The organism is Chromobacterium sp. FG22 (assembly GCF_057809415.1).
This window is the reverse complement of the sequence record NZ_JBMDJX010000006.1, coordinates 164924-185167: the sequence shown is the minus strand read 5'-3', so window position 1 is coordinate 185167 and position 20244 is coordinate 164924. Positions and strand designations below refer to the sequence as shown.

Sequence of the window (20244 nt, the reverse complement as noted above, 5' to 3'; positions counted from 1 at the left end):
ATTGGAATCAACGCGTCCGGCGGCGGATTGGCGTCAATATACTATACCCCAGTATATTATCAATAGAAGGAAGCCGCGCGCATGCCGCATACCGTGAAAGACAAGAAGAAATTATTGACCCGCGTCCGCCGCATCAAGGGCCAGGCGGAAGCGCTGGAACGCGCGCTGGAACAGGAAGTCGATTGCTCGGCCGTGCTGCAACAGATCGCCGCGGTGCGCGGCGCCGTCAATGGGCTGATGATGGAAGTGATGGAGGGCCATCTGCGCGAACATCTGGGCCCTGAGGCCGACGACCCGCTGCAGCGCAGCCGGGACCTGGAACAGGTGGTGGGCGTCTTGCGCTCCTATCTGAAATAAGAGCCTTAACAAAACCGCGCAGCGCACCTGAGCCAAGGCGCGCCGACGCAGACAGTACCAGTAGTACGACAAGGAGGCGCAATGCAGGATCAGAGGTTTTGTCAGCGGGCCTGAGAACCTGTTTACGATCTGCTGCGCGTTGTGGAGCGTTACACGGTGAGTGCCGCTTCGAAATGCTCATGTACCGTGTGTACACTCCGCTTTCTCAGCGGTTTTCGCCTTGTCTCACCTTCGCTCGCGAGATCGTAAACACGTTTTAAGCGCGCAAAAAAATTGGGAGGGCAAAGCCCTCCCATCAAGTCTTGTAGCCAGGAGTGTTACAAGAAATCCTGCGCCGCCGGCCGTCTGCCGGCGCGCGAATAAGCGCCTGCGCTTAGTTCCAATTCTGCGGCAGCTTGTAGCCCGCGTACTTCTGCTTGGCGAAAGCCTTGAACGCCGGCGAGTTGTAAGCCGCCACCACGTCCTTGGCCCAGGGCTTGGCCAGGTCCGCCGTGCGCACCGCGCCCCAGTTGACGTAGGCGTAGCTCTTTTCCTGATAGATCGCCTCGGTCAGCTTGATGCCGGAGCTGGTGGCGTAATTGCCGTTGATCACCGAGAAGTCCACATCGCTGCGCGAACGCGGCAGTTGCGCGGCTTCCAGCGGAATGATCTTGATCTTCTTCACATTGACGGCGATGTCGCGCTCGGAAGCGGTCAGCGGGTTGATGCCCGGCTTCAGCTTGACCCAGCCCAGATCGGCCAGCATCACCAGCGCGCGGGCGAAATTGGACGGATCGTTGGGGGCGGCCACGGTGGAACCCACTTTGACGTCTTTCAGCGCCTTGATCTTGCCGGCGTAGATGCCCAGCGGCGCGGTCGGTACCTGGAACGCTTCTTTCAGGTTCAGCTTGTGCTCTTTGACGAAGTTGTCCAGATAGGGCTTGTGCTGGAACACATTCACGTCCAGCGCGCCTTCCTGCAAGGCCAGGTTAGGACGCACGTAATCGGTGAACTCCACCAGCTTGACCTTGTAACCCTGCTTTTCCAGGATGGGCTTGATCGATTGCTTGACCATATCGCCGAAATCGCCGACGGTGGTGCCGATCACGATGTCCTTCTTGGCCGGGTCCGCCGCCAGCGCCGCGCCCGCCGTCGCCAAGCCCAATACCGACGCCGCCACTGCCTTGATCACGAATCTACGCATTTGTTTCTCCTGCTTGTCCATTGATAGGTAAAAGCTTAGCCCTGCCGGCGCCTGGCGCCGGCGGATGTCAACGTTTGTCCAGCTTGGCGGCCAGCCGGTTGCCCAGCAGCTGGATGACTTGCACCAGCGCCACCAGCATCAGCACCATGGCCACCATCACATCGGTCTGATAACGGTAGTAGCCGTAACGGATGGCCAGATCGCCGATGCCGCCGCCGCCCACCACTCCCGCCACCGCGGTATAGCTCAGGAAGCTGATGGTCAGAATGGTCAGACTGGAAATCAGGCCGGAGCGCGCCTCGTTGAGCAAGACCTTGCAGATGATCTGCAGCGGGCTGGCGCCCATCGCCTCGGCCGCCTCCACCACGCCGCGCGGAATTTCGCGCAGCGTCTGCTCGACCAGACGGCCGAAATACGGAATCGCGGCAAAGGCCAACGGCACCGAAGCCGCCACCGGACCGATGGTGCTGCCCACCAGCGCTCGCGTCAGCGGCACCAGCGACACCATCAGGATAATGAAGGGGAAGGAACGCACCAGGTTCACCACCCAGCCCAGCACGCCGTTCAGCGCGCGGTTGGCGAACTGCTGGCCCGGCTGGGTCAGGTAGAGCACGATGCCGAGCGGACCGCCCAGCAAGACGGCCGCGCTCAGGCCTATGCCCAGCATCACCAGCGTTTCCTGGAAAGCCTGCCAGATTTCCGGCCCCATGCTCACCAGGTTTTGCAATGCTTCGTTCAGGGTTGCGGCATCCATTACGCGGCCTCCAGCAGCGAGCGCGCCAGATCGGAATCCGCCGCCACCTCGTTATTCGACACATCCACCACTTCCACCACCCGGCCGGCGTCCAGGGCCGCCGCGCGATGGCAGATCGCCCTCACCACGCCCATCTCGTGGGTGACGATGACGATGGTGACGCCAAAGCGTTGATTGATGTCCTTCAGACAATCCAGCACGGCTTGAGTGGTTTTCGGGTCCAGCGCCGAGGTGGGCTCGTCGGCCAGGATGACTTTGGGATTGGGCGCCAGCGCGCGGGCGATGCCGACGCGCTGCTTCTGGCCGCCGGACAATTGCGCCGGATAGTGATTGGCGCGGTCCAAGAGGGCCACCACTTCCAGGCATTCATGGACGCGCTTGTCGATATCCGCCTTGGCCCAGCCCGCCACTTCCAGCGGGAAGGCGACGTTGCCGGCCACGGTGCGGTTGGCCATCAAATTGAATTGCTGGAACACCATGCCGATATTCTGGCGCGCGCGGCGCAAGGCCTTGGCGGACAGGCTGGTCAGGTCTTCGCCGTCGACGATGACGGCGCCGTGGTCCGGACGCTCCAGCAGATTGATCAGGCGCAGCAAGGTGGATTTGCCGGCGCCGGAAAAGCCGATCAGCCCGAAGACTTCGCCCGGACGAATCGTGAGAGAGGTGTCCGTGACCGCATCGAACCAGCCCCCCTCGGGGTGACGGAAACGCTTACGAACATTTTGCAGATGAATCATTCCAAATACTCCAAAAACACAAGGCCCGCCAATGAACTTGGCGGGCCTTGCATGGGAATCTTCGGAATCACTGCGGAATCGAGATTACTGTAAGCAGATGCTGGATCACGTCTGGGGCTGCTTACCCACGCTTTAGCTGTTTTACGCCCGCAAGCTGTGTTCAAATCGGCGACTAAATTTGTTTATGATTGAACATCTATTTTCGTTTCCAGTCAATAGTTCCGACTAAAAAAGATTGAAATTATCTCATCCCGCTCAAAAAAATCGTCCGCTTAGCGCTCAAACTTATAAGAAAATCAGCGCGCGGCATATGAAAAACCGCCGCCAGCAAACGCTGACGGCGGCGATCGGACATCATTCAAACCGGACTTATTGCGCGTCGGACAAACCCTGCTTGCCCATCGTCACGCTGTACTTCTGACGCAAGGTGTCCAGATAGCTGGACAGCTGGGCGTTGGCGTTCATCTCGCCCAGGATCGCGCTCAGCTGGCCGCGTTCGGCCTCGCTGGCCGTCGGCGCCGGAATCACCTTGTCGATGCGATAGAGCGCGTATTCGCCGTTGTCGCGCTTGGCGCCGGCGAAGGCCGGCAGCTTGCCCGCCTGAGCGGCGAACACCGCCCGCGCGTCGGCGATGGGCAGACCGGCCGGATCGCGGCGCAGCAGGGTCTTGGCTTCGCTCCAAGCCTTGCCCTCGCCCTTGCCCGCCTTCAGCTCAGCCAACAGCGCCTGGCCCTTCTTCTCGGCCAGCTTGGCGCCTTCCTTGGCCACCAGCTCGGCCTTGATCACCTCGCGCACCTCGTCCATCGTCTGCTGACGCTCCGGCTGATGTTCGGCCACGCGCACCACCAACAGGCGGCTGTTGCCGATGTCCACCGGCTCGCTATTGTGCTTCTTCTTCAGCACGTCTTCGCTGAACGCAGCCTCAAGCACCTTGGGGCTGTTGAGCAGCGGGTCCGCCGCCGGCTTGCCGCGGCTCAGCCAATCGGAATGCTGCGGCTGCAGCTTCAGCTGCTCTTGCAGCGCCTTCAGCGAATCGCCCTGCTGGTAGGCCAGTTCGGTCAGTTTGTCGGCCTGGCTGCGGAACAGGCTGCCCGCCTGCTGACGCTGCAGCTTCTCGGCGATAGCCGCCTTCACTTCGGCGAAGTCCTGAGCCTTCACTTCGTCCAGCTTGATGATGTGATAACCGAACTCGGTTTCGATCACTTCGCTGATCTGGCCCGGCTTCATGCGGAACACCGCGTCGTCGAAAGGCTTGACCATCATGCCGTGACCGAAGAAACCCAGATCGCCGCCATTGGCCGCGGAGCCCGGATCTTGCGACTTGGCCTTGGCCAGTTCGGCGAAACGGGCCGGATTGGCGCGCACATCCTTCAGCAAGGCCTCGGCTTCGGCCTTGATCTTGGCCTTCTGCTCCGGCTTGGCGTCCTTGGCCACCGTCAGCAAGATATGGGAGGCGCGGCGCTGTTCGTTGCTGAACTCGGCCTTGTGTTCTTCGTAGTATTTCTGCAGCTCGGCGTCGCTGGGCTTAAGGCCTTGGGCCAAGGCGTCCTGGGACAGCAGCACGTAGTCGAGCTTGACCCGCTCCGGCACGCGGAAACGCTTCAGGTTGGCGTCGTAGAAGGCCTTGAGCGCGGCGTCGTCGGTCTTGACCTCGGCGGCGAAATCCGCCGGCTTCAACAGCAAAGAGCGCACTTCGCGGCCCTCGCCCAACAGGCCGGCCAGACGGTTGACCACGGTGCCGGCGACGAACTCGGTGCCGGCGATGCCGGTCAGCTGGCTTTGCAGCACGATGTCGCGCTTGACCTGGGTTTCGAAGGCTTCAGGAGACGGGTAGCGGTTTTGCAGGAATTCGCGATAGCGTTCCGGGCTGAACTTGCCGTTGTCCTGGAAGGCGGGAATGGAGGCGATGACTTTGCGCAGCTGCTCGGGGCTGACGGTGACGCCGCGGTCATGTGCGTCGGACAGCAGCAGTTCCTGGCGGATCAGGTTTTCCAGCGCGGCCTGGCGGCTGGCCGGATCGGTGGGCTGGCCCTCCAAGGCTCGATCCAGATCGCGCTTGTAAATCTTGGCGGAACCTACCTTGGCGAGATAAGGGTCGTCGGAAGCTGCTTCATAGCTGCCCACGCCGAAGCCCACGAAGGTCAACGCAACAGCTCCCAATACAACCTGAATGAAGACTTTATTGTTCTGGACAAACTCGAACATGGCGATTGGCTTGAGCCACCCTTGTCAAAAAAAAAGGTGAACGCTGTATTTCGTTCACCTTTTTGTGAGTTCTGGCGGAGCGGACGGGACTCGAACCCGCGACCCCCGGCGTGACAGGCCGGTATTCTAACCAACTGAACTACCACTCCAACCGAAACTTTGGTGGGCGTTGACGGAGTCGAACCGCCGACATTCTGCTTGTAAGGCAGACGCTCTACCAACTGAGCTAAACGCCCCTCGAAACACCTTGCCAGCCGCTAGGGGCTGCCAAGGCCGCTAATTATAGCGCGTCTTTCAGTGCCTTGCCAGCACGGAACTTCGGCGAACGAGCTGCCGGGATCTTGATGGTGGCGCCGGTCTTCGGGTTGCGGCCGCTGCGTTCAGCGCGTTCGCCAACGTAGAAGGTGCCGAAGCCCACCAGGGTCACGGTGTCGCCCTTTTTCAGAGCGTCGGTTACAGCGGCCACCATGCCGTCCAGCGCCTTGGCGGCGGCGGCTTTGGAGATATCGGCCTCAGCGGCAATAGCGTCAATCAGTTCAGACTTGTTCACGTAAGTCCCCTTTCGTCGTTCTCGGTCTACGTAATTCGGATAAAAACCGCTTGCTTTATAGCAAGGGCGAAATCCTTGTGTCAAGCGGCTTTGACGGGCATTTTGCCATTTCGCAAACACACTGGAAAGCCGCTTGAACACAAGTTATTCAGCGTTCGGCTAAGACCATGATTCTTAATGCTTCATCACGGACACGCCTTGCGCTGCCTCCTGCGTCCCTCGCAACTCCTCCGCCGGCTTTTCTTCTTCCGACAAAGGCTCCGGTTGCCGCTCCAAGGCCAAAGCCAAGACTTCGTCTATCCACTTAACGGCATGGATTTCGATTTTATGCTTGATATTGGCGGGAATTTCAACCAAATCTTTTTCGTTGCCTTTGGGGATCAACACGTGCTTGATCCCGCCGCGATGCGCCGCCAGCAGCTTCTCTTTCAGGCCGCCGATGGGCAATACCTCGCCGCGCAGCGTGATCTCGCCGGTCATCGCCACGTCGGCGCGCACCGGAATGCCTGTCAGGATGGACACCAGGGCCGTGGTCATCGCGATGCCGGCGCTGGGCCCGTCTTTGGGCGTCGCGCCTTCCGGCACGTGGATGTGCATATCGCTCTTCTCGTAGAAGTCCGGCTTGATGCCCAGCGAACGCGCGCGGCTGCGCACCACGCTCATCGCCGCGGTGATGGACTCCTGCATCACCTCGCCCAGCTGACCGGTGCGGATGATATTGCCCTTGCCCGGCAGCGACACCGCCTCGATGGTCAGCAGTTCGCCGCCCACCTCGGTCCACGCCAGGCCGGTGACCTGGCCGATGCGGTTCTCGTCCTCGGCGATGCCGTAATCGAAACGGCGCACGCCCAGGAATTTGTCCAGGTTGCGGCCGCTGACGGTCACCTTGCTCGCCTTGCCGGCCTTCAGCGAGGCGCTGGTCACCACCTTGCGGCAGATCTTGGCGATTTCGCGGTCCAGGCTGCGCACGCCGGCTTCACGGGTGTAGTAGCGCACGATGTCGCGCAGCGCGGTCTCCTGCACCGCCAGCTCGCCCTCCTGCACGCCGTTGGCCTTCATTTGCTTGGGCAGCAGGTATTTGGTGGCGATATTGACCTTTTCGTCCTCGGTGTAGCCGGCGAGACGAATGATTTCCATCCGGTCCAGCAGCGCCGGCGGAATGTTCAGCGAGTTGGCGGTGGCCACGAACATCACGTCGGACAAGTCGAATTCGACTTCGGCGTAATGGTCGATGAAGGAGTGGTTCTGCTCCGGGTCCAAGACCTCCAGCAAGGCCGACGACGGATCGCCGCGGAAATCCGCGCCCATCTTGTCCACTTCGTCCAGCAGGAACAGCGGGTTCTTCACCGCCGCCTTGCTCATGTTCTGCAGCACCTTGCCCGGCATGGAGCCGATATAGGTGCGGCGATGGCCGCGGATCTCGGACTCGTCGCGCACCCCGCCCAGCGCCATGCGCACGAACTTGCGGTTGGTGGCGCGCGCCAGGGACTGGCCCAGCGAGGTCTTGCCCACGCCCGGCGGCCCCACCAGGCACAGAATCGGCGCCTTGAGCTTGTCGACGCGCTGTTGCACCGCCAGGTACTCCAGAATCCGCTCCTTGACCTTCTCCAGGCCGAAGTGATCCTCGTCCAGCACTTCCTCGGCCTTGGCCACGTCCTTGCTGATCTTGGTCTTCTTCTTCCACGGCAGTTCGAGCAGGGTGTCGATGTAGTTGCGCACCACGGTGGCTTCCGCCGACATCGGCGACATCATGCGCAGCTTCTTGAGCTCGGACATCGCCTTCTCGCGACCCTCCTTGCTCATGCCGGCGACCTTGATCTTGTTTTCCAGCTCGTCGAGGTCGCTGACCTCGTCCATCTCGCCCAGCTCTTTCTGAATCGCCTTGACCTGCTCGTTCAGATAGTACTCGCGCTGGCTCTTTTCCATCTGCCGCTTGACGCGGCCGCGGATGCGTTTTTCCACCTGCAGGATGTCGATTTCGCCTTCCAGCTGCGACATCAGGTGCTCGAGACGCTGCTGTACGTCGAACATCTCCAGCACTTCCTGCTTCTGTTCCAGCTTCAGCGGCAGGTGGGCGATGATGGTGTCGGCCATGCGGCCGGCGCGGTCGATGCCGGCCAGCGAGTTCAACACTTCCGGCGGAATCTTCTTGTTCAGCTTGACGTACTGCTCGAACTGCGCGAGCAGCGCGCGGCGCATCGCCTCGGTTTCGGTCGATTCCTCGGCCTCCGGGCTCAGCGGCTTGAAGGCGCCGACGAAGCATTCGTTTTCTTCGCCCACCGATTCGATCATCGCGCGCTGACGGCCTTCGACCAGCACCTTGACGGTGCCGTCCGGCAGCTTGAGCATCTGCAATACCGAAGCGATGGTGCCGACTTGATACAGGTCGTCGGCGGACGGTTCGTCCTTGGAGGCGGAACGCTGCGCCACCAAGAGGATTTGCTTGCCCTCGTCCATCGCCAGTTCCAGCGCGCGGATGGACTTGGCGCGGCCGACGAACAACGGGATCACCATATGGGGGAAGACCACCACGTCGCGCAGCGGCAGCAATGGCAGCGTGGCTTCTTCTTTGAGTTCTGCGGGTTGCGGCATATCACCTAACCTTGCTTATGAAACAATGCTTGGGAGATGGGGGGCGGACAGTAAAATTCAACACCCCCATACTAAATCAGATTTCCGGCTCTACAAATAAAAAACCGCCCGGTTTGGGCGGTCTCCGGAGTCGCGGCGGACAATCAGGCCGATTGCGCCTTGTCGTCCTTGTCGCGATAAATGAACAGCGGTTTGTCGCCCTTGTCGATAACCTTTTCATCCACCACGACTTTTTCCACGTCGGCCATGGACGGCAGCTCGTACATGGTGTCGAGCAGCGCCCGTTCCAGGATGGAGCGCAAACCGCGCGCGCCGGTCTTGCGGCTCAGCGCCTGCTTGGCGATCACCCGCAAGGCGGACGGACGCACTTCCAGCTCCACCGACTCCATCGAGAACAGCTTCTGATACTGCTTGATCAGCGCGTTCTTCGGCTGGGTCAGAATGGTGACCAGCGCCTCTTCGTCCAGCTCCTCCAGCGTGGCCGCCACCGGCAGCCGACCGATCAGCTCGGGAATAAGACCGAAACGGATCAGATCCTGCGGCTCCACTTCCTGGAACAACATGGACAAGCTCTTGCCGTCGTCCTTGGAGCTGATGTCGGCGCCGAAGCCGATGCCGCCCTTTTCCGAGCGCTGGCGAATGATCTTCTCCAGCCCGTCGAAAGCGCCGCCGCAAATGAACAGGATATTGGTGGTGTCCACCTGGATGAATTCCTGATTCGGATGCTTGCGGCCGCCCTGCGGCGGAATCGAGGCCACGGTGCCCTCGATCAGCTTCAGCAAAGCCTGCTGCACGCCCTCGCCCGATACGTCGCGGGTGATGGACGGGTTTTCCGACTTGCGCGAGATCTTGTCGATCTCGTCGATGTAGACGATGCCGCGCTGGGCCTTGTCCACGTCGTAGTCGCATTTTTGCAGCAGCTTCTGGATGATGTGCTCGACATCCTCGCCCACGTAACCCGCTTCGGTCAGCGTGGTGGCGTCGGCGATGACGAAGGGCACGTCCAGCAGGCGGGCCAGAGACTGGGCGAGCAAGGTCTTGCCGGAACCGGTCGGACCGATCAGCAGGATATTGCTCTTGGCCAGCTCGACCTCGCTCTTGCTTGCCGGGCTGCTCAGACGCTTGTAGTGGTTGTACACCGCCACCGACAGGGTCTTCTTGGCGAAATCCTGACCAATGATGTATTGGTCGAGATCCGCGCGGATTTCCTGAGGCGTAGGCAGCGGACTGTCTTCGGAGGAGGACGCGGCGTCGCCGACGCCCTTCTCCAGCTCCTCGCGAATGATGTCGTTGCACAGCTCGACGCATTCGTTGCAGATGAAGACCTGCGGCCCGGCGATCAGGCGTTGGACTTCATGCTGGCTCTTGCCGCAGAAAGAGCAGTAGAGAAGCTTTTCATTGCTGTTCTTATCAGCCATTGGCGGATTCCATCGCTCCTTAAGCTTTCACGTCCTTGTGGGACGTCAGCACTTTGTCGATCAAGCCGTAGGCCTGTGCCTCGTCGGCGGACATGAAGTTGTCGCGCTCGGTGTCGGCGATCACCCGCTCCAGTTGCTGGCCGCTATGTTTGGCCAGCAGCTCGTTCATCTTGGCCTTGACTTTGACCAGTTCGCGAGCATGGATCTCGATATCGGTGACCTGGCCGGACAGGCCGCCGCCGTACAGCAGCGGCTGGTGAATCATCACCCGGCTATTGGCCAGCGCGAAGCGCTTGCCCTGCGCGCCGGCGGCGAGCAGGAAGGCGCCCATGCTGGCGGCCTGGCCAATACACAAGGTGGAAACATCCGGCTTGATGAAGTTCATCGTGTCGTAAATGGACATGCCCGCGGTAATCGACCCACCCGGCGAGTTGATGTAGAAGTGGATGTCCTTGTCCGGATTTTCCGATTCAAGGAACAACATCTGCGCCACAACCAGGTTGGCCGACTCATCCGTGACAGGGCCCACCAGGAACACGATGCGTTCCTTCAGCAGACGCGAGTAGATGTCATACGCGCGCTCGCCGCGGCCGCTCTGTTCCACCACCATGGGCACCAGGCCCAGACCTTGAGGTTCCATCATCGATTTCATCGGCCACTCCAGCTGTTATCAGGCGTTGTTGCCCATCAGGGCGTCGAAGGACAGTTCTTTCTCTACAACATTGGCCTTGGACAGCACAAATTCAACCACATTGTCTTCCAGTACCATGGAAGTCGGGCCTTCCAGGCGGTCCGGGCTGGCGTAATACCAGGTCAGCACTTCAGCCGGATCTTCGTAGCTGTCGGCGAACTCGGTGATCATGGCCTTGACTTGGTCCTGCTTGGCTTCCAGCTTGTTGGATTCCACCACTTCGGACAGGATCAGGCCCAGAGCCACGCGGCGCTCGGCTTGCTGAGCGAACAGTTCCGGCGGGAACGGCATGTCTTTGACGTTCATGCCGCGTTGCTGCATGTCGCGACGGGCTTGCTCGACCAGACGGCCGATTTCCAGGCTGACCAGGGCTTTCGGCAGTTCGATCTCGGTGGCGTCCAACAGCGCCTGCATCACGTTTTCCTTGGTGCGGGCCTGCAGACGGCGCTTCACTTCGCGCTCCACGTTCTTGCGGATTTCAGCGCGCATTTTCTCAACGTCGCCGTCGGCGATGCCCAGCAGCTTGGCGAACTCTTCGTTCACTTCCGGCAGCACGGCTTCAGCCACGTTCTTCAGCAGGATTTCGAACACGGCGGTTTTGCCGGCCACATCCTTGCCGTGGTAATCCTCGGGGAAGCTCACTTCCACGCTCTTGATGTCGCCTTCCTTCATGCCGGCGACGCCCGCTTCAAACTCAGCCAGCATCTGGCCTTGGCCCAGCACGAAGGGGAAGTTCTCGGAAGAACCGCCTTCGAAGAGCACGCCGTCGATGGCGCCCTTGAAGTCGATGATCACGCGGTCGCCGGTGGCGGCTTCGCGCTCAACGCGGTTGTAGCGGGTGCGCTGCTTGCGCAGGATATCGATGGTTTTCTCGATTTCGGCGTCGGTCACCGGGGTCAGCGGCTTTTCCACTTCCTTGCCGGCCAGCTCGCCAACCTTCACTTCCGGGTAAACCTCGAAAGTGGCGGCGAACTTGAAGTTTTCCTTGTCGTCGCCGGCGGCTACCGGCTCGAAGCGCGGGTAGCCGGCAACGCGCAGCTTCTGCTCGCTCACGGCGGAGTAGAAACCCTGTTGAACCTGTTCACCCATCACTTCTTCACGCACCTGGGCGCCGTAGTTCATTTCCACGATCTTCAGCGGAGCCTTGCCCGGGCGGAAACCTTGAATCTTGGCGTTGCGGGCCACGCGCTTCAGGCGCTCGGCCACTTGCGTGTCGATGGCCGCCATCGGCAGGGCGATATTCATGCGGCGCTCAAGATTGCTCAATGTTTCCAGCTGTACTTGCATGTTAAATCCTTAAGTGTGTGACAGGTTTAGTCATCTGGGACGGTACGACGCCACGGATCGGCAGACACGAAGGACATTGCCTCACCTCAGAGGTGGCGCTGCGCGGAGTTACACCACGCACCCAACGCGAAAACGGACAGTATAGCACGCGGCCGGTGCTGGCAAGTAGCCGCCGCGCGGCCGCGGCGGGCCAAGCGGGCCTAGCCCCGCCGCGGATTCCGGCATGACGGCGCCCCGAAAAACGGCAAGCTTTTGAATCGACGCGTGAATGCGCAAATGATTTCAGCCAGAACCAAGCCCGGCCGATAGGACGGCCGGGAACGGCGATAAAGGAATTCAATCAGCAATGTTGAATATTCCAATCAAGCCAACGCTTAACCTTGCCCCGCCGCTCTTGTATATTGTCAGCCGAAACGCTGGCGCCCGCGCGCGGGCCCGCTGGCTGAATAGTCCGCTCTTGCTCTTGGATTCCGACGGACAGACACCATACTTCAGAACTGAACGACTCGACCTCGGCGCCCAACCGGCCGCCCCGGTTTGACGCAATCGGTTTCATTACCCGCTTCTCACACAGGAAAACATCATGACCACGACTCGCCACAGCCCCCTGCTGATTCTTGGCTCCGGCCCCGCCGGCTACACCGCCGCCGTTTACGCGGCGCGCGCCAACCTGAAGCCGGTGCTGGTCACCGGCCTGGCGCAAGGCGGCCAGTTGATGACCACCACCGACGTGGACAACTGGCCCGCGGACGCCGCCGGCGTGATGGGCCCGGAACTGATGCAGCGCTTTCAGCAGCACGCCGAGCGCTTCGGCACCGAAATCCTGTTCGACCACATCCACACCACCCATCTGCATGAAAAACCGATCCGCCTGGTGGGCGACGCCGGCGAATACACCTGCGACGCGCTGATCATCGCCACCGGCGCCTCGGCCAAATACCTGGGCCTGGCCTCCGAAGAAGCGTTCAAGGGCAAGGGCGTGTCCGCCTGCGCCACCTGCGACGGCTTCTTCTACCGCAACCAGGACGTGGCGGTGATCGGCGGCGGCAACACCGCGGTGGAAGAAGCGCTGTATCTGGCCAACATCGCCAAGCACGTGACCCTGATCCACCGCCGCGAAACCTTCCGCGCCGAGAAGATTCTGATCGACAAGCTGATGGACCGCGTCAAGGAAGGCAAGATCAGCCTGAAGCTGAACGCCACCCTGGACGAAGTGCTGGGCGATGCTTCCGGCGTCACCGGCCTGCGCCTGAAGTCCATGCAGGACGCCTCCACCGAAGAAATCAAGGTAATGGGCCTCTTCGTCGCCATCGGCCACCAGCCGAACACCGAGATCTTCAAAGGCCAGCTGGAAATGGACGGCACCGGCTACCTGATCACCAAGAGCGGCCGCGAGGGCAACGCCACCGCCACCAGCGCGGCGGGCGTGTTCGCCGCCGGCGACGTGCAGGACCACATCTACCGCCAGGCGGTGACCAGCGCGGCCTCCGGCTGCCAGGCCGCCCTGGACGCGGAACGTTACCTGGACAGCCTGAAGTAAACACTTGAAAGCCTTCAAGAAAGCCTTGCAAGGCCTGCGCCAGCAGGTGCGCGACTCCCGCGCGCCGGCTGGCGTTTCCGTTTCCGCCGCGCCGCCGGCCGAACCGGAACCGGATTTCCGCCAGCTGTTCCGCGACGTCAAGCCACTGAAGCCGGACAACCGCCACGCCAGCCCTCGCCCCAAGCCCAGCCCGCATCCGCGCCGCCGCCATCAGCACGGCCAGACGTCGGAAGCGGTGCAACAGGCCTTGCTGCAGCAGATGGTGGGCTGGTTCGAACCGGCCGAGATCGACGCCCATTTCGCCCGCCCCGGCATGCCCTCCGCCACGCTGAAAAAGCTGCGCGCAGGCTTCTGGCCGGTCTGCCGCCAGCTCGACCTGCACGGCTGCGACCGCTACCAGGCCCAGGACGCCTTGGCGCTGTTCCTGCACCAGGCGCGGCGCCACGGCCCCTGCGTGCGGGTGATACACGGCAAGGGCTTCGGCTCCAACGGCCAGCCCGTACTCAAGCGCATGGTGCGCGCCTGGCTCAAGCACCATCCCGATGTGCTGGCCTTTTGCGAGGCCGGCGAATCCATGGGCGGCGCCGGCGCGCTCTTGGTGCTGCTGCGGCGGGAACACGCGCCGTGAAAATTTCGTTACCCATTCCCATTGTCTAACCGGGCGGGAATCCGCTAATCTCAAAACAAGGCGGACGCACCAACCCAGTTCCACCACAGGAGTTACTGCATGTCCGGCATTGCTTGCCCCGACTTCACCCTGCCCGGCACCGCCGGCGTCTCGTTTCAGCTGTCCAGCAGCCCCAAGCCGCTGGTGATCTACTTCTACCCCAAAGACAACACCCCCGGCTGCACCAACGAAACCATGGATTTCCGCGATCTGCACGCCGAATTTGCCGCCGCCGGCGCCACCGTTGTCGGCATTTCCCGCGACAGCCTGAAGTCTCACGAGAACTTCAAAGCCAAGCTGGAGCTACCATTCGAATTGTTGTCCGATGCAGAGGAGGTTGTTTGCAATCTGTTTGGCGTCATCAAGATGAAGAATATGTATGGCAAACAGGTCAGAGGGATTGAACGCAGCACCTTCGTGATTGGCCGGAACGGCGACATCGCGCGCGAATGGCGCGGCGTCAAAGTGCCAGGCCACGCCGCGGCGGTGCTGGACTTCGTCAAGACGCTCTAAAAACCGCGACGGGGTCGGCCGATTCCCGGCCCGCCCCGCGATAAAACCAGGGGATCATCATGGCCAGCCGCAAAAAAATCAGCGCCAGCAAGCTGTTTGTTCTCGACACCAACGTGCTGCTGCACGACCCCACCTGCTTGTATCGCTTCGAAGAACACGATGTGTTCATCCCCATCATCACGCTGGAAGAACTGGACACCCACAAGAAGGGGATGTCCGAAGTGGGGGGGCCCGCGCGCACCGCGCCCCAGGCCAGCCGTTTCCTAGATGAGATCGTCAGCGGGGCCGAAGCCAAGATCGAATCCGGCATTCCGCTGAAGAGCGCCAGCCGCGACGCCGCCGCCGGCAAGCTGATCCTGCAGACCCAGGCGATACACAGCGTGCTGCCGCCGTCTCTGCCGGTGGGCAAGGCCGACAACCAGATCCTCGGCATCGTGATGGCCCTGAAGGAGTTGCAGCAAGGCCGCTCGGTGATCCTGGTGTCCAAAGACATCAATATGCGCATCAAGGCCCGCGCGCTGGGCCTGGACGCGGAAGACTATTTCAACGACAAGGTGCTGGAAGACACCGACCTGCTCTACACCGGCACCCGGGAAATCGACGAAAGCTTCTGGGAGCGCAACGGCAAGGACATGAAGTCCTGGCAGGAACAGGGCCGCAGCTACTATCAGGTCAAGGGCCCGGACGGTCAGAACCTCTACGTCAACCAGATGCTGTGGCAGGAAGGCGCCCAGCCGCTGCAGGCGCGCGTGACCCAGGTGGAGGGCAAGACCGCGGTACTGCAGACGCTGAAGGACTACAGCCACCACAAGAACAATGTCTGGGGCATCACCGCGCGCAACCGCGAGCAGAACTTCGCCCTCAATCTGCTGATGGACCCGGAGGTGGACTTCATCACCCTGCTGGGCCAGGCCGGCACCGGCAAGACGCTGCTGACGCTGGCCGCCGGCCTGGCGATGACGCTGGAACAGAAGCTGTACTCCGAAATCATCATGACCCGGGTCACCGTGCCGGTGGGCGAGGACATCGGCTTCCTGCCCGGTACCGAAGAGGAAAAGATGGCGCCGTGGATGGGCGCGCTGGAGGATAATCTGGACGTGCTCAACAAGAGCGACGACGACGGCGGCGACTGGGGCCGCGCCGCCACCCGCGACCTGATCCGCTCCCGCATCAAGGTCAAATCGCTGAACTTCATGCGCGGCCGCACCTTCCTCAACAAATACCTGATCATCGACGAGGCGCAAAACCTGACGCCCAAGCAGATGAAGACCCTGATCACCCGCGCCGGCCCCGGCACCAAGGTGGTCTGCCTGGGCAATATCTCGCAGATCGACACCCCCTACCTGACCGAGGGCAGTTCCGGCCTGACCTATGTGGTGGACCGCTTCAAGGGCTGGGGCCATTCCGGCCACATCACGCTGCAGCGCGGCGAGCGCTCGCGGCTGGCGGACCACGCCGCCGAAGTGCTGTGATGTCCCCGCGCCTGGAGCTGCTGCATCAAGCCCCGGCGCCAACGGCGGCGCGTCTCGCGCCGCCGTTGTTGTTCGTGCACGGTGCCTTTTGCGGCGCCTGGTGCTGGCGGGAATACTTCATGCCCTGGTTCGCCCGGCAAGGCTACGATTGCTGGGCGCTGAGCCTGGAGGGACACGGCGGCAGCGAGGGCCGGGATTACCTGGCCGCGATCGGCGTCGACGACTATGTGCGCAATCTCGACGCGGCGCTCAAGCAATTGCCGGCCGCGCCGGTGATGGTGGGCCACTCCATGGGCGGCTACGTGGTGCAGCAATACCTGAGCCGCCGCAAGCTGCCCGGCGCGGCCTTACTGGCCTCGGTCCCGCCCGGGGGGCTCGCCTCGTCCAGCCTGCGGCTGCTGACGCAGGCGCCGGCGCTGTTTCTCAAGCTCAATATGTACCAGCACGGCCTGTACGATCCGGAGTTCATCGAACTGAAGGACATGCTGCTGTCGCCGGACGCGCCGGAATCGGCGGTGGAACTGCTGATCAGCCGTTGCCAGCAGGAAAGCCAGCGAGCGCTGATGGACATGACCCTGATCAACCCGCTGGCCAACCGGCCGCTGGCGCGGCTGCCGGCGCTGGTGCTGGGCGCGGCCGAAGACCAGCTGGTGGGGCCGGAAGATGTGGTGGCCACCGCGCGGCGTCTGGACGTGGCGGCGGACATCCTGCCCCATCTTGGCCATATGATGATGCTGGACACGCGCTGGGAGAGCGCGGCGGAATGGCTGGCGAACTGGCTGGAACGGCAATTTCCGGAAGACTGGGATCAGGCGCTCAGCGCCTGATAACCTGTTTACGATCTGCTGCGCGTCATGAGACGTGGCGCGGCGAGCACCGCTTCGAAATGCTCATATGCGCATCGTGAACAGGTTCTGAACCCGGCAATAAAAAAAGCGGCCTAGGCCGCTTTTCCAGTCACCCCGCCGTCTCAGGCGCGGGTATCGATATTCTGCCCCAGATGGGCCGGATTGCTGGCCTGGGCCTGCGCCATATTGTCGGACGCGCCTTGCACCAAGCTCAAAGCCGACTGCGACTGCGCCGACATGGCTTTTTTCAATGCGTAGATCTGGATGCTGTTGGACACGCCCTGCCCGCTGATCTGACTCAATCCATCCATACTTCGCCTCCCTCTGAAACACGCACAATGCGCATGGCTATAGTCTAGACGCATCGTCGTCGGCTGTCATCGCTGAATTTAGTCTTTTGTATCCAATTCACGACAGCGCCGGCCGCGCCGCGCCGTCGCCGCGCATAATCAGCCCATCCCTAATTGACCCGAGCCCGTCCATGCGCCTGCACAGCCTGTCCCTGATCGATTTCCCCCTCATCCATCAAGCCTTCAGGCTGGCATTCAGCGACTACCTGCTGCCCATGCAAATGGACGAAGAACAGCTGGCCGCCATGCTGCATCGGCGCGGCTGGCGCCCGGAGTTGAGCATCGGCGCCTGGCGCGACGGCGCGCTCGTCGGTCTGTGGCTGGCCGGCGTGCACTGCGACGAGGCCGGCCCGATCGGCTATTGCGTCGCCACCGGCGTCACGCCCGACGCGCGCCGCCAAGGCCTGCTGCAGGCGATGGCCGCCGCGGTCAGCCGGCGGCTGGCCAGCCGGGGCATACAGCGTCAACAGCTGGAGGTGATCAGCGACAACGCCGCGGCCATGGCCGCCTATCTGAAGCTGGGCTTCCGCCCACGCCGCCGGCTGGACTGTTACCGCATTGAACACGCGCTGGCCGTGGACGCCGCGCCCGGCTGGCGCTGCGAAGCCGCTGACCGCTCGCAATGGCCGCGCTGGCCCCTACACAGCGAGCCCGCCGTGCCCAATAGCCGCGACAGCCTGGAGCGCGCGCGGCCGCCGCTGCTCTTGATGACGGCGAAACAGAACGGCGATTTGCTGGGCTACGCGCTTTACTCCGCCGCCGGCGACGTCGCGGAACTGGCGGTTGCGCCGCCGCATCGGCGCCGCGGCGTCGCCCGCTCGCTGCTGGCCGCCGTTCAGCGGGACACCGCCGCGCCCGCGCTGGCCATCAGCAATCTAGACGCCGACGACGAAGCCGGCGCCGGCCTGCTGCGGTCTTGCGGCGCTCGTCTGTGGCTGTCGCAATGGGAAATGCGCCGCCCTTGACCTCCGGCATGCCAATGCCGTAATATCAAACAAATGTTTGCGAAACGGACAAATGTTTGATGACTGAGCGGGAACAACAAATCCTCTCTCTGCTGCGCCTGGATCCGCTGATCCCGCAGCAGGAGCTGGCGGATCAACTGGGCATCAGCCGCTCGGCGGTGGCTGGGCACATCATGAATCTGGTGCAAAAGGGGCATATCCGCGGCAAAGGCTACATCCTGGCCGAACAGCGCTATGTCGCCGCCGTCGGCGGCGCCAATATGGACATCGTCGGCAGCGCCGCCGCCGCGCTGCGCCACGGCGACTCCAATCCCGGCCAGGTGCGCTGCTCGCCCGGCGGCGTGGCGCGCAACGTCGCGGAAAACCTGGCGCGGCTGGGCGCCGACTGCCGGCTGGTCTCGGTGGTGGGCGACGACATCCACGGCCGCTCGCTGCTGGAAGCCACCCAGCGCGCCGGCGTCGACGTGCGCGGCTGTCTGACGCTGCCGGACGCCGCCACCTCCACTTATCTGTCCATCCAGCAGGCCGACGGCGACATGGCGCTGGCCATCAACGACATGGACATCCTCAACCGGCTGACGCCTGAACGCCTGCAAGCGCAGAGCGAGCTGGTGCGCCACGCCGGCGCGGTGGTGGCCGACACCAATCTGAGCGCCGACGCGCTGGCCTGGCTGATCGCCGAAAGCGGCGACAAGCCGCTGTTCGTCGATCCGGTATCCGCGTTCAAGGCCGAGCGCGTCCGCCCCTGGCTGTCGCGCATCCACACGCTGAAACCCAACCGCCTGGAAGCCGCAGCCTTGTCCGGCCTGCCGTTGGAACGGGCGGAGCACGCGCCGGAGGCGGCGCGCTGGTTCCATGGCCAGGGCGTGCGCCGCGTAGTGCTGAGCATGGCCGGCGCCGGCATCTATTACAGCGGCGAAGCCGGCGACGGCTGGCTGGACGCGCCGGACTGCGCCATCGTCAACACCACCGGCTCCGGCGACGCGCTGATGGCCGGCCTGACTTGGGGTTGGCTCAATGAGCTGTCGCTGGCGGACAGCGTGCGTTTTGCTCGCGGCTGCGCCGCGCTGACGTTGTCCTCCGCCGCCACCAACAACCCTTCCCTGTCCCGCGCGGCGGTGGAAGCCTATCTGAACGCCTGATCTCGTCATCAACTAAGGAGCACGCAATGCACAACGCCCATCTCGACATCCATCCCGAAGTCGCCGCCGCCCTGGCCGCCAACCGCCCGGTGGTGGCGTTGGAATCCACCATCATTTCCCACGGCATGCCTTATCCGCAGAACGTGGAAACCGCGCTGCAGGTGGAAGCGGAAATCCGCGCCCACGGCGCGGTGCCGGCCACCATCGCCATCATAGACGGACGTCTGAAGGCCGGTCTGAGCGCGGACGAGATCGAATACCTGGGCAAGGGCGGCCGCGACATCGCCAAGGTCAGCCGCCGCGACCTGCCCTTCATCGTCGCCGGCAAACGCAGCGGCGCCACCACCGTGGCCACCACCATGATCATCGCCGCGATGGCGGGCATCCGCGTGTTCGCCACCGGCGGCATCGGCGGCGTGCACCGCGGCGCCGAGCGCAGCTTCGACGTGTCCGCCGACCTGCAGGAACTGGCGCAAACCCCGGTGGCCGTGGTCTGCGCCGGCGCCAAGTCCATCCTGGATCTGGGCCTGACGCTGGAATACCTAGAAACCCACGGCGTGCCGGTCATCGGCCACCGCTGCGACCACCTGCCGGCCTTCTTCACCCGCGACAGCGCCTTCAAGCTGGACCACCGTCTGGACGAGGCCGTCGACATCGCCGCCACGATGCAGGCCAAGTGGAACCTGCAACTGCGCGGCGGCGTGGTGGTGGCCAATCCGATTCCGGAGCAATACGCGATGCCGCGCGACAAGATCGACGCCGCCATCGAGCAGGCGCTGGGCGAGGCCGAGGCGCAAGGCGTGGCCGGCAAAGAATCCACGCCCTTCCTGCTGGCTCGCGTCTGCGAGCTGACCGGCGGCAACAGCCTGGCCGCCAACATCCAGCTGGTGCTGAACAACGCCCGCCTGGCCTCGGCGATCGCGGCGCGCTACTGCGAGCTGAACGCAGGCTGAGAACTGTTAAATCGCCGGCT

Annotated in this window: 19 protein-coding genes and 2 tRNA genes; 9 read left to right on the top strand and 12 right to left on the bottom strand. The window is 62.7% G+C overall.

What is annotated here, in order from left to right; genetic code table 11:
• Positions 1–81 precede the first annotated feature (81 nt).
• A complete protein-coding gene (locus ACODSD_RS08500) occupies positions 82–357 on the top strand; it encodes a metal/formaldehyde-sensitive transcriptional repressor (protein WP_107799205.1) in 276 nt (91 codons plus the stop codon).
• Positions 358–730: 373 nt separating this feature from the next.
• Here the strand turns inward: ACODSD_RS08500 and ACODSD_RS08495 are convergent, their stop codons facing one another.
• The 11 genes from ACODSD_RS08495 to tig all read right to left on the bottom strand — a co-directional run bounded on the left by ACODSD_RS08495 (position 731) and on the right by tig (position 11774).
• A complete protein-coding gene (locus tag ACODSD_RS08495; protein ID WP_107799206.1) occupies positions 731–1540 on the bottom strand; it encodes a MetQ/NlpA family ABC transporter substrate-binding protein in 810 nt (269 codons plus the stop codon).
• 67 nt (positions 1541–1607) lie between these two features.
• The gene (locus ACODSD_RS08490) at positions 1608–2294 is read right to left on the bottom strand and encodes a methionine ABC transporter permease (protein WP_107799207.1); all 687 of its coding nucleotides are present in this window, start codon (positions 2292–2294) and stop codon (positions 1608–1610) included.
• On the bottom strand, positions 2294–3031 hold the full coding sequence (locus ACODSD_RS08485; protein WP_488877168.1) for a methionine ABC transporter ATP-binding protein: 738 nt from the start codon (positions 3029–3031) through the stop codon (positions 2294–2296). The genes ACODSD_RS08490 and ACODSD_RS08485 overlap by 1 nt, the downstream gene beginning before the upstream one ends.
• A 369-nt stretch (positions 3032–3400) precedes the next feature.
• The gene (locus ACODSD_RS08480) at positions 3401–5236 is read right to left on the bottom strand and encodes a SurA N-terminal domain-containing protein (protein WP_488877167.1); all 1836 of its coding nucleotides are present in this window, start codon (positions 5234–5236) and stop codon (positions 3401–3403) included.
• Positions 5237–5308: 72 nt separating this feature from the next.
• Positions 5309–5385 (bottom strand) — tRNA-Asp (locus ACODSD_RS08475).
• 11 nt (positions 5386–5396) lie between these two features.
• Positions 5397–5472 (bottom strand) — tRNA-Val (locus ACODSD_RS08470).
• A gap of 44 nt (positions 5473–5516) precedes the next feature.
• On the bottom strand, positions 5517–5906 hold the full coding sequence (locus ACODSD_RS08465) for an HU family DNA-binding protein (protein ID WP_474456863.1): 390 nt from the start codon (positions 5904–5906) through the stop codon (positions 5517–5519).
• 54 nt (positions 5907–5960) lie between these two features.
• Positions 5961–8378 (bottom strand): endopeptidase La, encoded by a 2418-nt coding sequence (gene lon, locus ACODSD_RS08460; protein WP_107799210.1) that lies wholly within the window; start codon positions 8376–8378, stop codon positions 5961–5963.
• A 143-nt stretch (positions 8379–8521) separates the two neighbouring features.
• Positions 8522–9796 carry an ATP-dependent Clp protease ATP-binding subunit ClpX gene (gene clpX, locus ACODSD_RS08455; protein WP_107799211.1) on the bottom strand — a complete coding sequence of 425 codons (1275 nt, stop codon included), beginning with the start codon at positions 9794–9796 and terminating at the stop codon, positions 8522–8524.
• A gap of 19 nt (positions 9797–9815) precedes the next feature.
• Entirely contained in the window at positions 9816–10448 is a 633-nt protein-coding gene (gene clpP / locus ACODSD_RS08450; protein WP_107799212.1) for an ATP-dependent Clp endopeptidase proteolytic subunit ClpP, read from the bottom strand.
• Positions 10449–10466: 18 nt separating this feature from the next.
• Complete coding sequence (gene tig / locus ACODSD_RS08445) at positions 10467–11774, bottom strand: trigger factor (RefSeq protein WP_107799213.1); 1308 nt, start codon at positions 11772–11774, stop codon at positions 10467–10469.
• A 583-nt stretch (positions 11775–12357) separates the two neighbouring features.
• Here tig and trxB point away from each other — a divergent pair.
• The 5 genes from trxB (at position 12358) to ACODSD_RS08420 (ending at position 16793) form a co-directional block, all read left to right on the top strand.
• Positions 12358–13314 carry a thioredoxin-disulfide reductase gene (gene trxB / locus ACODSD_RS08440; RefSeq protein ID WP_235088794.1) on the top strand — a complete coding sequence of 319 codons (957 nt, stop codon included), beginning with the start codon at positions 12358–12360 and terminating at the stop codon, positions 13312–13314.
• Positions 13315–13318: 4 nt separating this feature from the next.
• Positions 13319–13942, top strand: a complete 624-nt coding sequence (locus ACODSD_RS08435) for a Smr/MutS family protein (RefSeq protein ID WP_227108205.1) — start codon at positions 13319–13321, stop codon at positions 13940–13942.
• Positions 13943–14041: 99 nt separating this feature from the next.
• Positions 14042–14494 (top strand): peroxiredoxin, encoded by a 453-nt coding sequence (locus tag ACODSD_RS08430; protein ID WP_488877166.1) that lies wholly within the window; start codon positions 14042–14044, stop codon positions 14492–14494.
• A 59-nt stretch (positions 14495–14553) separates the two neighbouring features.
• Entirely contained in the window at positions 14554–15966 is a 1413-nt protein-coding gene (locus ACODSD_RS08425; protein WP_488877165.1) for a PhoH family protein, read from the top strand.
• Positions 15966–16793, top strand: a complete 828-nt coding sequence (locus ACODSD_RS08420) for an alpha/beta hydrolase (protein ID WP_488877164.1) — start codon at positions 15966–15968, stop codon at positions 16791–16793. Before ACODSD_RS08425 ends, ACODSD_RS08420 begins: the two co-directional genes overlap by 1 nt.
• A gap of 143 nt (positions 16794–16936) precedes the next feature.
• On the opposite strand, the gene ACODSD_RS08415 is transcribed toward ACODSD_RS08420, so the two are convergent.
• Positions 16937–17125, bottom strand: coding sequence for a putative motility protein (locus tag ACODSD_RS08415; RefSeq protein WP_048411033.1), 189 nt, complete (start codon positions 17123–17125; stop codon positions 16937–16939).
• A gap of 170 nt (positions 17126–17295) precedes the next feature.
• Here ACODSD_RS08415 and ACODSD_RS08410 point away from each other — a divergent pair, with 170 nt between their 5' ends.
• Genes ACODSD_RS08410 through ACODSD_RS08400 form a run of 3 tightly spaced genes read left to right on the top strand, consistent with a single transcriptional unit; the run spans position 17296 to position 20224 of the window.
• Complete coding sequence (locus ACODSD_RS08410; protein ID WP_107799218.1) at positions 17296–18129, top strand: GNAT family N-acetyltransferase; 834 nt, start codon at positions 17296–17298, stop codon at positions 18127–18129.
• 59 nt (positions 18130–18188) lie between these two features.
• Entirely contained in the window at positions 18189–19271 is a 1083-nt protein-coding gene (locus tag ACODSD_RS08405; protein ID WP_107799219.1) for a PfkB family carbohydrate kinase, read from the top strand.
• A gap of 26 nt (positions 19272–19297) precedes the next feature.
• A complete protein-coding gene (locus tag ACODSD_RS08400; protein ID WP_107799220.1) occupies positions 19298–20224 on the top strand; it encodes a pseudouridine-5'-phosphate glycosidase in 927 nt (308 codons plus the stop codon).
• Positions 20225–20244: the final 20 nt, after the last annotated feature.

Coding starts and splice junctions, on each gene's coding strand:
- ACODSD_RS08500 (WP_107799205.1), top strand. CDS start 82: ATGCCGCATACCGTGAAAGACAAGAAGAAATTATTGACCCGCGTCCGC.
- ACODSD_RS08495 (WP_107799206.1), bottom strand. CDS start 1,540: ATGCGTAGATTCGTGATCAAGGCAGTGGCGGCGTCGGTATTGGGCTTG.
- ACODSD_RS08490 (WP_107799207.1), bottom strand. CDS start 2,294: ATGGATGCCGCAACCCTGAACGAAGCATTGCAAAACCTGGTGAGCATG.
- ACODSD_RS08485 (WP_488877168.1), bottom strand. CDS start 3,031: ATGATTCATCTGCAAAATGTTCGTAAGCGTTTCCGTCACCCCGAGGGG.
- ACODSD_RS08480 (WP_488877167.1), bottom strand. CDS start 5,236: ATGTTCGAGTTTGTCCAGAACAATAAAGTCTTCATTCAGGTTGTATTG.
- lon (WP_107799210.1), bottom strand. CDS start 8,378: ATGCCGCAACCCGCAGAACTCAAAGAAGAAGCCACGCTGCCATTGCTG.
- clpX (WP_107799211.1), bottom strand. CDS start 9,796: ATGGCTGATAAGAACAGCAATGAAAAGCTTCTCTACTGCTCTTTCTGC.
- clpP (WP_107799212.1), bottom strand. CDS start 10,448: ATGAAATCGATGATGGAACCTCAAGGTCTGGGCCTGGTGCCCATGGTG.
- tig (WP_107799213.1), bottom strand. CDS start 11,774: ATGCAAGTACAGCTGGAAACATTGAGCAATCTTGAGCGCCGCATGAAT.
- trxB (WP_235088794.1), top strand. CDS start 12,358: ATGACCACGACTCGCCACAGCCCCCTGCTGATTCTTGGCTCCGGCCCC.
- ACODSD_RS08430 (WP_488877166.1), top strand. CDS start 14,042: ATGTCCGGCATTGCTTGCCCCGACTTCACCCTGCCCGGCACCGCCGGC.
- ACODSD_RS08425 (WP_488877165.1), top strand. CDS start 14,554: ATGGCCAGCCGCAAAAAAATCAGCGCCAGCAAGCTGTTTGTTCTCGAC.
- ACODSD_RS08420 (WP_488877164.1), top strand. CDS start 15,966: ATGTCCCCGCGCCTGGAGCTGCTGCATCAAGCCCCGGCGCCAACGGCG.
- ACODSD_RS08415 (WP_048411033.1), bottom strand. CDS start 17,125: ATGGATGGATTGAGTCAGATCAGCGGGCAGGGCGTGTCCAACAGCATC.
- ACODSD_RS08410 (WP_107799218.1), top strand. CDS start 17,296: ATGCGCCTGCACAGCCTGTCCCTGATCGATTTCCCCCTCATCCATCAA.
- ACODSD_RS08405 (WP_107799219.1), top strand. CDS start 18,189: ATGACTGAGCGGGAACAACAAATCCTCTCTCTGCTGCGCCTGGATCCG.
- ACODSD_RS08400 (WP_107799220.1), top strand. CDS start 19,298: ATGCACAACGCCCATCTCGACATCCATCCCGAAGTCGCCGCCGCCCTG.